Consider the following 15,057-nt stretch of genomic DNA (forward strand, 5'->3'; position numbering starts at 1 on the left):
TAATCAGCGTAGATAGGCCATCCATGGCCAAGCTACGCTTTGTACAGCATCCATGCTGTAAATTACTCATCATTAACTAAGTTTCAGGTGTGATCACGGGGAGTTGGAGTGTGTTGGTAGATTGGTGTTTATAATCAACCGAGTTTATTATTTAAAATTGAAAAATTAATATTAGATAATGGCATTCTAAATGTCATTCAAATTAAAATAAGATTAGTAACAACTACTCTTATATGAATCAATAAGAGGTTTACATGGCAAAGTTTAAACCAAGAGCTAGATTAATAAGATCTATTGGGGATAAGTTAATTAGTGGTCCAGTAGCGGCAATTTTGGAATTAGTTAAGAATTCTTATGATGCTGATGCTGAACAAGTTGATATCAAAATAGAGCCAGGTAAATACAAAAAAGAAGCTCTAGAATATGGTGGAAAAATCACTATTAAAGATAATGGTCATGGAATGAGTTTAGATGATATTACAGGAATTTGGTTAGAGCCAGCAACCGATATAAAATCAAAAAATTCAAAATCTAGATCTGGTAAAAGAAGTGTATTAGGAGCCAAAGGTGTTGGTAGGTTTGCTACTTCCAGAATTGGTCACACTGTTGAGCTAACCTCACTTGCTGAAGTTAATGGTAACTTACAGAAAAGTAGACTTTTTATTAATTGGGAGATATTCGAGCAGGCCAATTACTTGGAAGATATAGATATTATAGTTGAGGATCTAGAAGTATTAGACTCTGATATATCTCCAGGTCTCACAATTGAAGTCAAAAACTTAAAAGATATCTGGGATAAAACACAGATTAGTGATCTAATTCAAGAATTAAGGAGGCTAGCTAAACATGATAAATATTGCATCGACTCATTTAATATAAAGCTTGATTTATCTAGCTTTAAACTTTCTGAAGAAAGGGCTAAATATTTAAAATTGAAGAATAAAAAATCAAAAGAAGTTGATTTTTCGCCTTATGATTTTGACGGAGCAGAGCTTTTTGATCAGTGCAATCGTACTTTAGATAGTTTATTAGACGATGAAGAGTTATCGGACAAAGATCAGTTTATTATCAATCCTTATACCTTAGGAGAGCATTCTGATTATTATGTAAAAGGATCGTTTGATAGTGATGGTCATTTTACAGGTTATTATCAAATAGTAAGAGGTGATAACGAAAAAAAAGATATCACGCTAGAAGCTCCGAGTTACAAAATTAATGAAACTTCGTGTGGTGTTACTGAAGTAACTTTAAAGTTATTCGACTTGGAACCCGAGTCACTTAAACGCTTATTTACACAAATGGGGTTGAATACAAATAGCTTTTCTGTAAAAGAAAAAAGAGAGTTTATAGCTCAAAATACAGGTATCGGTATTTATAGGAACAATTTTAGGGTACGGCCATATGGCCATCACGACCACGATTGGCTTAACCTGGAGAAACGAAGAGTACAAAACCCGTCCTTTCGTGTTGGCCATGGCCAAATTGGTGGTGAAGTAATTATACAAGATGAAGCACAGTCTAGCTTAGTTGAAAGAAGTAGCCGTGAGGGCTTAGAAGAGAACGGCTCATTCAAAAGGCTCAAGAGGTTGTTAAATGAACTGCTTAAGCATATAGAAGCAGAACGCCATACATTTAGAGAAAAAGCTGGCATAAGCCGAAAACCAAAGAAAGACTTTGACTCAGCTTTTGAAATTGCAAAGTTTAATAAAGTTAATGCTGCCATAGATTCAATTGCAAATTTATCAAAAGAGGATAAAAAAGCTATCCAGGCTGAAGTGAGTAAAACTTCGAATGAAATGGAAAAAGTTTTAACAGGGATGAAGGAATATTTACAACTTCTTGAAACGAGGGCAGCATTAGGTAATGTCGTAGCTGAGCTATTGCATGAAGGAAGAGCCTACCTAAGTTCAATTAATGAAACTAAAGAGTTTTTAAATCAATTTGGTTCATATTTTATTGAAGATAATGAATTAGGTGATATTGCAAGAACAGATTTACCAAATGCACTACAGGTACTAGACGGTGGCACACAAGGTATTACTAAATTATTTAAAGATATAGATCCTATATCTGGTAGAAAACGAGGAAAGCCATCTTTTTTTAACGTTTTGGAAGTTATAGAGAATACCCAAAGATTAACTAATTATATTCGCAAAGAAAATGATGTTGTTTTAGAGATTAGCTGCCCTGATGACATTTTTTGTTACGGTTTTAATGCTGACTTACAAGCAGCTTTAATGAATGTAATTATAAATGCAGCTCATTGGCTTGGTATTATTGAATTGGCAGATAAAGTTATAACGGTTCAAGCTCGTGTAGAAGCTAATAAAGTTATACTTATCATTGAAAATAATGGGCCAATAATAAATGAAATGCATCATGAAAAGTTATTTGAGGCTGGTTTTTCTCTTAAAACACATGGGCACGGATTGGGACTTGTAATAGCAAGAGAGGCTATTAGAAATAGTGATGGCGATATGTATTTTGATAAAGAAGCAGAAATGACTAAATTTGTAATTGAGTTCCCAAGTGTGAGTAAGGAAAGTAGCAATGAAAAAAATTAATCTTTTAATCATTGAAGATAAAAATGAGGAAATTACATCTTGGCAAACTTCAATAAAGCAATTTAACGCATTAGCAACTAATGCAGGTAATAAGTATATTTTCTATGCTGAGTATGCAAAGTCATTTTCTGAGGCAGAAGGTAAGTTAGAGACATTCTCTTTTAGCGCTGCTGTTGTAGACATTCGTTTAGAGGAGGAAGGTGATGCCTCGAATCATGGGAATACGGATGGTTTAAAAGTTATCAAGTCAATAATGACTCGAAAAAAAGCTATAGTCGCTATATATGTAGTGGTACAGTGATTTTGGCCACCCATTAAGAAAGAAATGTTATGCTAATAAGCATACAAATTTGGGTGAAAAAATGACGAAATTAAAACGCGCAACATATTCAGCGGCAATTAAATTAGAAACGGCTCAGCTTGTAGTAGACCAAGGTTATACGCAAGAAGACGCAGCAAAAGCTATGGGGGTGGGTAAATCAACCGTAAGTAAGTGGGTTACTCAATTAAAGCTAGAACGCAATGGTCAGTCACCATCAGCGTCACCAATGACGCCCGAACAAATTGAAATCCGCGAACTTAAAAAACAAATCCAACGCATTGAATTAGAAAAGGATATATTAAAAAAGGCTACCGCTCTCTTGATGTCCGACTCCCTGAACAATTCTCGTTAATCGAGAAGTTAAATCAACGAGAGCGTTATCCAATTAGTCTGCTGTGTAGCGTATTCAATGTGCATCGCAGCAGCTATAAGTACTGGGCCATACGGGATACAGCGCCGACACCTGAGCAAGCAAGATTAGAGGCTGAAGTAAAAGCAATACATGCGATGAGTGGTGGTTCAGCAGGGGCACGGACAATCGCAGCGATAGCAACGAACAATGATTTTGAATTGAGCCGTTATCGTGCAGCTAAGCTAATGGTTAAATTAAAGCTCGAAAGCTGCCAAGTACCTCAACATTCATATAAACGTGGTGGTAATGAACACCTTGAAATCCCAAACCTGCTTGATAGACAGTTTGATGTTGTTGAGCCGGATACCGTGTGGTGCGGTGATGTGACGTATATTTGGACAGGCAATCGCTGGGCTTATTTAGCCGTGGTTATTGATTTATTTGCACGCAAAGTGGTTGGCTGGGCAATGTCGTTGTCACCAGATACTAATTTAACGCTAAAAGCGCTTGAACTCGCATATGAAAGCAGAGGGAAACCGACAGGACTCATGTTCCATTCAGACCAAGGTAGCCATTATACAAGTTTAAAATATCGCCAACGTTTATGGCGCTATAAAATCACACAAAGTATGAGTAGACGTGGAAATTGTTGGGATAATGCGCCAATGGAGCGGTTTTTTAGAAGCTTTAAGACGGAATGGATGCCAAAGATTGGATATGGAAACTTTATAGACGCTAAATATAGCGTAAGTGATTACATAAATGGATATTACAACAATGTTAGGCCGCATCATTATAATGCCGGTTTAGCGCCAAATGAATCTGAGGTTAGATATCAAGATTCTAAAACTGTGGCCAAAATTAGTTGACCACTACAACCTGGCTTCAGCAAGACTAAAGCACTTAGGAGAAGTCGCATCCCATACAACAACCTTATTATCTATGCTTCTAATTTTTATGCCTCTAATGCAGATTGCGGGATTAGAGTTTTCTTTTCCTACGGTTTTGATGAATGTAATTCAAGTCTTTTTGGCTGTTTCTGTTTTAGTGTTTTCTGTAATAAACACCAAAGCACAGTATAGTTTGAGAGCTGAGAAGTTAAATCAATGTGGAGATAAAATTAAAGAATTACAAAGACAGCTAAGCTTTGATCTAAATAATAATAATCACCATGTTATCAAGACTTTCATAACCGTTATTTAGATATTGAAGTCGACTCAGAAAATCATGCTCGAGTTGATTATTGTTTTGCGCGTTTGCACCTTTCCACTATTTATAATTTGAATGGAGTTAAGAGGTTAGTTGTCATTATTAATGCGTACCTGAGAAAGTGGTTTACATTTATTGGCCCTGTTTTTATGTTTTTAATGGCTTCGTTAATAATCTTAGATATGCTAAAAATCATATCTGTTCTTAGTGATATATTGGTTCCGCTATTACCAAAAGGCTAACAACACGGCCTGAGGTGGACGGCAAGCGCTAAAGCTCACTTTCCATCGCAAATTTTAACAGCGGTGATCCCTTACTTTTCAATGCAGTTAAGTAAGTTGATTCATCGTAAAATAATTAAACTAGACACCTACTCTAACTCGTTTACGTGTAGCACTTACTCATTTAGGTATTTCTAAAAAAGCAGGCTAAAAATATAGAGCGCGCATACCGCGAATACCCAAGCGTATAATATTTAATAATAACGGCTCAATAGTCTGTTTTTAAAGGTATTAAAAGCCGAACTTAGTAAAATAAGCTCGACTTTTTTGTGTCAGGTTGTTTTGTGATTAGGGTTTGTTTATCTATATTTTTTCTATTTTTATAAGTGTTTAGGTTTTTCATAAGATTTATTTTGCTTATTTTTTCATGATGGCACTTTCATTAAGAAGGAAAGGTAAATGAAACTAAACAAACTAATAATCCCCCTATTTTTATCAGTAAATAGCGCTGTACTTTATGCTAATCAAAATGCCAGTGAGCTAATTGAGCCCATTATGGTAACTATCCCTGCTGGTAGTTTTCAAATGGGTAACACCGAAGACGAAGATGCTCAACCTATTCATAAAGTGACACTAACTGAGTTTAGTTTAGGGAAATATGAAGTAACCGTAAGAGAGTTTCGGCAGTTTGTTGAAGAAACTGATTATGAAATGCCAACCAAGTGCATTCATCAGTTAAATGGTTGGTTTAATTATGGAGAAACCAATGGTTCATGGGAGAATAACTCTCTCAATACTAGTGATTTTCAACCAGTAAATTGCATTGGTTGGCTCGCAGCCAACGCGTATACTCAGTGGCTAGCAAAAAAAACTGGCCGTCCTTATCGTTTACCGAGTGAAGCAGAGTGGGAATATGCGGCGAGGGCTGGTACAACTAGTAAGTATTACTTTGGTGACGATCTTGAACAAGCCTTAGTTTGTGAATACGAAAACACCGCCGACTTAACCGGTGAGAATATTTTACAACGGGACTCGAGTACGAGTTATGTCAATTTTTTTAATGGCAAATCGAACTGTGTTGATCACGCGGCTTATGCAAGCATCGTTGGAATGTACAAACCTAATCCTTTTGGATTGCACGATATCGTTAGTAATGTGGTTGAGTTCATTACTGATTGTTATAAAGATAATTATAAAAACGCGCACAATAATGGTCAGGCTTGGATAGATAATGATTGTAAATACAGGGTAGCACGAGGAGGTAGTTGGCATTGGAATACTTTTCCCGTAAGCCAGAGGGGCGTTGTGGGTGAGGATTTTGTAGGGGCGGTAGAGGGGTTTCGAATTGCACTAGATGGAGCTGCTCCAGCTATACCTAGCAACACTGTAAAATTTATCAAAGCGCTCAAAACAGCTCAACGCAGTGAACAATTAAGGCGTGATGCTGTTTTACCTTACCCTGCCACTGTAACAAACTTAAAACTAGATAAAGAAGCGGGTATTATTACCTTAAAGTGGGATAAAAGTTCCCAAAGTGATATTGAAAGTTATCGAATCTATAGAAATGCAGCTACTGGCGGCGTGTTTAAACTATTGGCTGCAAATATAATTGAAACTACATTTAAAGATGCCAATATAGATAACCATCAATATGAATATACTGTTGTTGCGGTAAGGCATAACCAACAAGGTGATTACAGTAATGTCGTAAAAACGCCGACATCATGGGTGCATGCACCTGGCAGAGTGGAAGCAGAATCTGCCATTAAGTTCAGTAACGCTAGCATAGGAAGAACCTCTGATATTGATGGTAAATTTAATTTAACTGGAGGGGAGGGAATTAGTGATAATGCGATAATAAACTATCAGCTTGAAGTTGCACACTCAGGAAATTATAACCTTAGCTACCGTGTAGCGGCTCCTAGAGATACAAAAGGTTTTGCAGTTGTAATCAATGGTAAGGAATTAGCAGTAGAAAAAATAACGAGTACAGGTGGTTATAAAAAATGGCAAACACAAAGAGGATCCACTTATTTTTATCTGAAACAAGGTGAAAATAAGCTGACCCTAAAATCACTTGATAAAAACTGGAAATTAAATTGGGTAAGCTTTAACCCAAATTAGTTTCTGTAAAGTATAAAATAAGAGGCCGTGGTATTGCTGTCTCTTACTATTTTAAATCCAGTTTTGGATAACATTATAAATTTAATGCTAACAGTTTTTTTTCATTATTACGTCGCCAGTAGTCAGTCCCTTTTTTATCAATATATTGAGAATAAAAATCATAATTATCTTGCATACTTTGGGAGCTACAAATTAGTAACGCCATATCTAAGCTGAGATAAAGATCACCCGCCAACTCAGCTTGCTCAAAAGTGCGCTGTGCATGAGTTGTAAATGCATCATCATTTTTCAGTGCTTGAGCTAACAATGTTTTTAAGTAGGAGTTCTTGGCATTATCCGTAGTAATACCATTAATAAGATTTTGTGCTTCTGCCAGATTATTTTGATTTATATAATATTCCATCAATTGCTGACGACTGCTTTGTGCAGCCCAAAAATCAGGTGTTAATGTAGCAAGCTCTAGTACTTGTTTTAAATGAGGCTCTTTATCTTGTGGGCTTTTAGCAAAAATAGCATAGTGATACGGTACTATAGCAAAGTGATAGTTAGGTATTTGATAATCCTTAATTTTATTTTCTGCTTGTTGTAAATAAAGGTATTTATCATCCTCTTGCTGATGCTTATGGGCTAATACAGATAGATAAGTTAAGGCGCTTAGCTCTCGTCGTTTATCTTGTGCATCAAAAGCTAATTGCACTGAATTAAGTAGGCTTTGTTTAATTGCTTGGTAATTGCCTTGGTTATGGTCTATCCAAGATTGCGTAAACCACGCGTCTGCTTGTCTGTGTAAATCATTAATACTTTGATACTGCTTAATAGCATTACTGAGCTTATATTTACTTAAATCAAATAGCTCTTTACGGATTAATACCTCACTTTGAAAGAGCAAAGCATTACCTACATGGTGTGTCTTATTTTGTGAAATAGCTATTTTTTCTAGTTTATTTGCCATCACCATCGCTTTATCAAGTTCTCCCATCATTATATAAGTATTAGCTAGATGACCAAGGATAATGAGATCATGTGGTGCTTGCTGATGAGCAATGGATAAATTTGCTTGCTTGAGTTCGAGTGTTTGGGCTTTATTAAGTAATTTTAAAATAACTGGCTGCTGTAAATGTTGTTGTAACTGATTTAAAGCGGCTTGTTGATTTACTCCAGATAATTGCCCTTGCCAATCTGCAAACGGGCCTTTTAATATAAAATCAATATATGTCAAATTATGATGTGTGCGAATAGTGCCAGATAAAATCAATGGGTGTTCTTTTGCTAAAAGCGGGTATTCAAACTCCGCTGAAACCTGAAAATGCGCCGTATTTAGCTGAGGTAATTCGGTAAAGTTAAAGAGTTCAGTATCATTGAGTTTAAAGGTTTCCGTCCCTCGTTGATTGCTTATTGCTATATAAGAAATATTAATAACTGAGCTCTCATCTGTTTGAGGTTGGTCAGTACTGTTATTAATGATAGTAAATACAAGAAGGGCAATACCGGTAAGTGCAATGGTTATCCAATGGTTTCGGTTTTTTGGTTTTGATAAAGTATTTGCATGCTGCAGTGGTTTATTTTGACTGATGTTGCAGTGTGCCTCAATATCAGAATGTTTAGAATCAATTTGGAGTTGCCACTGATAACCTCGTTTTGAAAAGGTTTTAATTGCGTGGTTACCCAACAGTCTCCTTAGATTGCTAATACTTTGAAAAACAGCTTGTTCCGATACAACTTTATTTTGCCAGACATGAGATAAAATATCTTCTTTGCTAAAGACTTGATTCGAATGCTCTAGCAATAGTTTTAGTACTTTGGCTTCATTGTGTCGAATGGCTAAGTCATCACCATTTTTTTTTAGTACACAGCTTGTACTATCAAATTCAAAATTATTAAATTTATAACGCATTGTTTTTATAAAAATGGATCATTTGGTTATTTATTTCACTCATCTTAACTTATTAGCTGATAAAGAGTATAAGTTTGTTAATCATATATTAAAAATACTATGGCCCTGTATCCTGTGCAGCTAAAGGGGGCCATCCATGCTTGTCGCAAATAATTGTGAGTCCAGTGGGCGAGGGCAACGCAATCCCCGATTGAGGATTGGTTGCTATGAAACTATAAACTCCCCCTCACTTTTGTGCTTTTTGAAGTAATATCTAAAACCAAAATGTCTGCCGATTTATGTTTGCTTTTGAGTAAGATTATATTGTCACTTACTGCGGTTATTTGATCACAAAATTTCGCACAAAACTCTTCGGTTTTACTACTTAAATTTTGTACACCTAACTCGTAATCATAATAGTTTATTAATGGCTTGCCATTTTGTGTGTATTGATAATAAAAACCATTTTTTTCGGGATATATTTGAGTAAATAAATAGGGACTTTTGAGTAAAGTGTTATCTGAATCATGAGGTATAACTTGACCTTTTACAAAGCTCAGTAGTTCGTCTTTATGGTTTAAAAAGAATGTATCATGTGCTCGTTTTATTTTTAATGTCGTTCTTTCATCAGTTGTAAAATTAAACTTTACTAGTTCATCATTGTGAGTTTTTTTATCAACATACAATATAGCGTCAGATTTGTTGTACCAAGCTATAGGCTCACCAATAATCACGTTTAGCCATTTTATCGAGAATAGGTTTGACTCCAACTCAATAATAAACGGTTTGTTATTTACACTGCTCGCTATACGCTTTCCTGACCAGTGCCAAACTGGTTTGGTTAAAGCAAGTTCTTGCTTTAAATTTTCGAATAACATTCGTTCTTTGCCTGTCTCAAGATGTTTGACAAAAATCTGAGGATAGCCATTTTTTGTTGATATATAGGCTATGTGTTTTTCATCTGCTGAAAGCGCTGCAGCTTTATCAATTGTATTTGAGTTTATTATTTTTTGGGGAGGTGAAAGCTGTTTTAATTTACTCAGTAAAATGTCTTGATCTGATTTAGCTTCAATAAAGTACACTTTATCTTTAATAATTTGCGGATAAACTAAAAAGTTATAACTTTTGTAGTTAAGCGTTGTGAGGTCACCATTTAATGAGAGTTGCTTTAATTCACTGCCATTACTAAGCAATAAAGATTCACTGTTTTCAAACCAAGTTAAGAAGTACCAGTTATGATCTATTTGTCTGATTGAGACAACATCATTACTATCTAAGTTTAACAACTTTACTTCTGATAATGCTTGTTTATTAAAACCGACTAACGCTAATTGTGTTTGAGACGGAGACAAAGCAAGCTTATAAGGCTTAAAGTAGTCATTTGGTTTAAGTAGTTTTTCAGTTTGTCCTGACTCCAAATTATGCCGATATAAACTAACGTTTCGGCTATGCTCAGAACTGTTTTGATTGGCCAAATAATAAAGTTGTTGGCGCTTATCTATAAAAAATAAACTATTCCAAGTTATATCGCTACGCGAAAAAAGTAGCTCTTCACTTACTACTTTTAATTGTGCGTCGAGTAGCAAGCGATTAAATGAAATACCTTTCTCACCTTGGCATGAATACACCAAGGCATTTTTGTGAGAATCCCATGCAAGGTAGGTATATGCGTTTAAAGTATCCTTTAAGGGCCAACTTGAGCCAGTTACTAGATCTTTAATTAATATTTTTCTCTTGTTTGGTTGATTGGAATTTTGAATATACGCCATAAATCGTCCATCAGGACTGATTTGCATATAGCGCTCTTGTTCATTGCTTGCAGTTATTGGTTTTAGGTTTAACAAAGAAACCTGTTTGCTTGTATCTGATAAATTAAAAAATACGCTAATTAGGATGAAAACAGGAATGAGGAGTAAAGATAATTTTAAATACTTTATAAGGGGGCTTTTTCTTGATGATGCTTTTGCTTTTTTTTCTGGAAAGCTAACTTCGGAGTCTAGGCTGTAGCCTCGTTTAGGATGTGTTTTAATAATGCGTTTGTTGTCATCAGATAACGCTTGCCTTAACAAGGCTATATTTCTACGAACTGAGTTTGGACTGTAAATTGCCTGAGGCCAAACAATTTCAAAAAGCGTTTCAGCTGCAATAACTTTTTTGGGGTTTTGTGCCAACGCCTTCAAAAGCGCCATTACTTTTGGTTCAATTACCTGAGATTTTTCTTTATATATAATCTCACCGGTTTTGATATTAATTAAAAAATCATCAATATAAAATTTATTTGGTAGTTCGTTTACGCTCAAACCTTTCCCATCCCACTGTTATTAATAGATATATATCCCTTAAGCTTTTCTTAACGTTTTCTTAATTACTAATTCATCGCTTTCTCTTGGTAACAACAGTTAAAAAGGAATCGAAAGGTCAGCGCCATATTAATAAATAAATTACAAAAGGAATACATTATGAAGCGATATTTAGTAACACTATTATTTTTAATAACAATTATCTGCAATCAAGCGCTAGCAGCAGATAAGCTAAACTACAATAAGCTAGCTGATGAGTTTATATCTGTTTTAAACAGCAAAGATTTAAAACAGGTCGAAGATTTTATTGTAAAAAACTTTTCGCCGGATGCACTTTCTCGCTGGGATAATACAGGAAAAGATCGTTATGTTGGTTATTCGATGAACGTAGCACTTTTTCATGGGTCATTAAGCCTACTTTCAACGGAGCTTGATACTTCCAATAACCGCATACAGCACATTAGTAAAGTGTATTCAAAAAATACCGACATGCAGTACGAAATAGTTATCGATTTTAACGAAGAACAAGCCGTTACGGGCTGGTTTGTTGGAGAAAATCCCAAAAGCCTTGATATGATTTCTTTAACTGAGTCACAATTAGTTAATGAGGTAAAAAATTATAGCAATCTACTTGCTATAAATGGCATTTTTTCAGGAACAATACTGCTTGCCAAAGGTAACAAAGTTTTATTTACTAAAGCGCATGGCTTAGCCTCTCGACGCTATGACGTTAAAAATAATTTAGATACTAAATTTCAAATAGGTTCGATGAATAAGATGTTTACTAGCGTCGCTATTTTGCAACTTGTTGAAGCAGGAAAAGTATTGCTTGATGATCCGATTACTAAGTTCATTGATAAAACCCTTTTAGGTAAGGGAGACTTTGATAAAATCCAGATTCACCACTTACTAAGTCATACATCAGGTATTAGTAATATAGCTGGGTTTGACGAAATACAGCATAAAGTACGTTCACTTGAAGATATTCAACACTTATACAGCTCCATTGAAACAACGTTTAAACCAGGCTCTCAATGGCGATATAGTAATACAGGTATGTTATTACTTGGTCAGGTGATTGAATCTGTTACTAAGGAAAGTTATTTTAAATACATTGATAAAAACATCTATCAGAAAGCTAATATGCAACATAGTGGTAGTTTTGATTTGGATGTGCCTATAAAGAACACTGCGCGTAACTATTGGTTTTCAGTAGAAACTGGAGAAATTACTGAAAACTTAATGTTTCAATCAGTTAAAGGGGGTCCCGCTGGAGGTGGGTATTCGACAGTAGGCGATTTACATAAGTTCGCTTTAGCAATGCAAAATGGAACTTTAATTAGTCGTAAACTTTCCCAAGAAGCTCTTACTTCTAAGCCCGAACTTGGTGCAGAAAACTGGGGGTATGGATTTTCAGTGAGAGGCGCTGATAATAACAAAATAGTGGGTCATAATGGTGCTCATTTAGGTATGACTGCCAGACTAAATATGTATCAAGACAAAGGTTACATTTTAGTGGTATTAGGTAACTTTCAATCTTCAGCATGGCCTATTGTAGCAAAAGTAGATCAGTTGATAGAGCGTTTGTAATAAATACGTTCTAAGGAAATAAGTTGACGGGATTGGTCTTTTCTCCAGTCCCTTTTTAAATATTAGCAGGTGCCTACTTTTATATTTTTCGCACAATCGTTAGGCATTACTCGATTGACTCAGATTGGTAGCAAGGCGATTATCAAATTGATTGAATAGTAATTGAGCCCGACTTGCCTAGTTTGTGTTTATTCAAATAGGCAAAAAATCACTAAAAGTGATCTATTAAACGCAGTGCTTTAAAAGTGGAATATAGCATTGGTTGTAACTAATCTAACAGATTCGACCTCTCAGTATTTTTTTTCTGGTAGTATGGACAGGTTATAAGCAGTTTAAGCAGTGAACACACTATGTTAAGTCCTTTTTTTCAGCAGCACGCTGATTATGTTTCTATCTCTCGTGAGCAAGGTTGTCGCTTCGCTAAATGCGTTGCTGATGATTACAATCCACTTCATGACAAAGATGCCAAAAAGTTTTGCGCGCCAGGAGACTTACTTTTTTCATTGGTACTAGACCGCTACGGTATTAGTGAACAAATGGAATTTACTTTTGCCGGTATGGTTGATGAAAACACCAAACTACATTTCCCTGAGGGAGCCGATGAGTTTGATGTTACCAATGGCGAAAAAGTTATTTTAAAGGTAAAGCGCAGCGGTAAAACCAGCCAATGCCCAGCACTAACTAATAGTCTAATAAAAAATTATGTTGAGTTTTCTGGTACTACCTTTCCGCATGTAATTATCCCATTAATGGGCAAGCAAGAGGTAATGATAAACCCTGCTCGTCCGATGGTAATTTACGAATCAATGCTTATCAATCTTGATAATCTTGATATAACAGCACCAGAACTTGAGTTTGCAGAGCCTAGTTTTGAGTATGCCGGTAAGCGCGGAAAAATTACACTACGTTTTAACCTGTTAGAAAACGGCGTTAAAGTGGGCAGTGGTGAAAAGCACATGGTGGTTTCGGGTATTCGCGAATACTGCCAAGCAACAGTTGACGATTTAATCGCGTTTTACAACGAACGTAAAGCGACACTAAAGCCAGCTTAAAGCTACAGCAAATTATAAAAGGCGCTAAATACAGCTGTTATTTAGCGCCTTTTTTATTGTTTTAGCGCTAAAGCGAAAGTGAGCAATCACGATTAAATACTTTTCTGGACTGGTTAATTTACGCAGTACAGTAATATGCGTACAATAGCGCTCTTTGTTATTTTAAAGCTAAGCCTATGTCTGCCACTACGTTCTCATCACTTAATCTCGACCCGTTATTATTAACAGCGATTGAGCAAAATAATTACACTCAACCTACCGCAATTCAGATTAAAACTATTCCGCCTATTTTAGCCGGAAGTGATGTAATGGGCAGCGCGCAAACAGGTACGGGTAAAACTGCCGCCTTTGTTTTACCTTTATTGCACAAGCTTTTAAATACCCCTAAAAAAGATGAGCAAGGCCTTGCCCGGATTGTAATTTTAACGCCAACACGAGAGCTTGCTCAGCAAGTATTTGCCAGCTTTGAAAAGTACGCACAAGGCACTCATATCAATGGCGCTTTAGCCTATGGTGGCGCAAGTATTGGCCCTCAAATAAAAGCACTTAAAACAGCACAAGTTATCGTGGCCACACCAGGGCGTTTGCTTGATCATATAGTTAAAGGCAGTGTGGTACTTTCAAGTGTAGATTCGCTCGTATTTGATGAAGCAGACCGTATGCTTGATATGGGCTTTATTGATGAAATAAGACGTATATTGCGACATATTCCAGGCGATCGCCAAACTCTACTTTTTTCTGCTACGTTTGATGACAGCGTGTTTGAACTCAGTAAAAAACTACTTAAAAATCCAGAACTAATTGAAGTTGATAAGCGCAACTCAGCCGCAGTTGAAGTAGAGCAAGTTATTTACGCTGTAGATGAAGACCGCAAGCGCGAACTTGTATCGCACATGATTGGCATGAAAAACTGGCGCCAAGTGCTTATTTTTACTCGCACAAAACAAATGGCTGATCAGCTTTCTAAAGAAATGTGTAAAGACGGTTTAAAAACCGAATCAATCCATGGCGACAAATCGCAAGGCGCACGCGACCGTGCATTGCAAAACTTTAAAGAAGGTATTACGCGCGTACTTGTTGCAACCGATGTAGCTGCGCGTGGTTTAGATATTTCTACACTTAGATACGTAATTAACTTTGAACTACCTTACATTGCCGAGGATTACGTGCACCGTATTGGCCGCACAGGTCGTGCTGGTGAACAAGGACTTGCTATGTCGCTGGTAAGTCTTGATGAGCAATGGCTGCTAGAAGAAATTGAAGTACTACTCGATACGCGTTTAACGCCGCAGTGGTTAGAAGGTTACGAGCCAGATCCTAATAAAAAGCCAAAAGATAATCGTAAAAACACCAACAAGTCGCGAAAAGATCGCGATAAAAAACGCATCACAGGAAAAAGAGAGCCAAGTAGGCGTCGTAAATAATAGCTTTTCCTTTGCTTTTTTGCCTA

The 15,057-nt window shown here is 36.2% G+C and carries 10 protein-coding genes; 8 read left to right on the plus strand and 2 right to left on the minus strand.

The features are described from left to right. Positions 1-254 precede the first annotated feature (254 nt). The 5 genes from LOS73_RS08030 to LOS73_RS08050 all read left to right on the plus strand — a co-directional run bounded on the left by LOS73_RS08030 (position 255) and on the right by LOS73_RS08050 (position 6,792). Positions 255-2,564: an ATP-binding protein gene (locus LOS73_RS08030; protein ID WP_457934794.1), complete on the plus strand. Its 2,310-nt coding sequence runs from the start codon at positions 255-257 to the stop codon at positions 2,562-2,564. Beyond that, entirely contained in the window at positions 2,551-2,865 is a 315-nt protein-coding gene (locus LOS73_RS08035) for a hypothetical protein (protein WP_457934795.1), read from the plus strand. Before LOS73_RS08030 ends, LOS73_RS08035 begins: the two co-directional genes overlap by 14 nt. 61 nt (positions 2,866-2,926) lie before the next feature. Then, positions 2,927-4,107, plus strand: a protein-coding gene (locus LOS73_RS08040; protein WP_096794087.1) for an IS3 family transposase whose coding sequence is annotated in 2 segments (ribosomal slippage) — positions 2,927-3,185 and positions 3,185-4,107 — 1,182 coding nt in all. Because the reading frame shifts where the segments join, the coding sequence is not laid out codon by codon here. Beyond that, complete coding sequence (locus LOS73_RS08045; protein WP_457934796.1) at positions 4,055-4,441, plus strand: SLATT domain-containing protein; 387 nt, start codon at positions 4,055-4,057, stop codon at positions 4,439-4,441. Before LOS73_RS08040 ends, LOS73_RS08045 begins: the two co-directional genes overlap by 53 nt. Before the next feature lie 686 nt (positions 4,442-5,127). Next, complete coding sequence (locus tag LOS73_RS08050; RefSeq protein ID WP_457934797.1) at positions 5,128-6,792, plus strand: SUMF1/EgtB/PvdO family nonheme iron enzyme; 1,665 nt, start codon at positions 5,128-5,130, stop codon at positions 6,790-6,792. A gap of 73 nt (positions 6,793-6,865) precedes the next feature. On the opposite strand, the gene LOS73_RS08055 is transcribed toward LOS73_RS08050, so the two are convergent. Both LOS73_RS08055 and LOS73_RS08060 read right to left on the minus strand, forming a co-directional pair. Continuing rightward, positions 6,866-8,686 (minus strand): winged helix-turn-helix domain-containing protein, encoded by a 1,821-nt coding sequence (locus LOS73_RS08055; protein WP_457934798.1) that lies wholly within the window; start codon positions 8,684-8,686, stop codon positions 6,866-6,868. Between the two features lie 212 nt (positions 8,687-8,898). Next, complete coding sequence (locus tag LOS73_RS08060; RefSeq protein ID WP_457934799.1) at positions 8,899-10,965, minus strand: winged helix-turn-helix domain-containing protein; 2,067 nt, start codon at positions 10,963-10,965, stop codon at positions 8,899-8,901. 159 nt (positions 10,966-11,124) lie between these two features. Here LOS73_RS08060 and LOS73_RS08065 point away from each other — a divergent pair, with 159 nt between their 5' ends. The 3 genes from LOS73_RS08065 (at position 11,125) to LOS73_RS08075 (ending at position 15,031) form a co-directional block, all read left to right on the plus strand. Continuing rightward, the gene (locus LOS73_RS08065; RefSeq protein WP_033038043.1) at positions 11,125-12,555 is read left to right on the plus strand and encodes a serine hydrolase domain-containing protein; all 1,431 of its coding nucleotides are present in this window, start codon (positions 11,125-11,127) and stop codon (positions 12,553-12,555) included. A gap of 350 nt (positions 12,556-12,905) precedes the next feature. After that, a complete protein-coding gene (locus tag LOS73_RS08070) occupies positions 12,906-13,607 on the plus strand; it encodes a DUF3581 domain-containing protein (protein ID WP_033038045.1) in 702 nt (233 codons plus the stop codon). Positions 13,608-13,783: 176 nt separating this feature from the next. Next, positions 13,784-15,031 (plus strand): DEAD/DEAH box helicase, encoded by a 1,248-nt coding sequence (locus tag LOS73_RS08075; protein ID WP_033038047.1) that lies wholly within the window; start codon positions 13,784-13,786, stop codon positions 15,029-15,031. Positions 15,032-15,057: the final 26 nt, after the last annotated feature.

This window comes from Pseudoalteromonas sp. SCSIO 43210 (genome assembly GCF_054133285.1).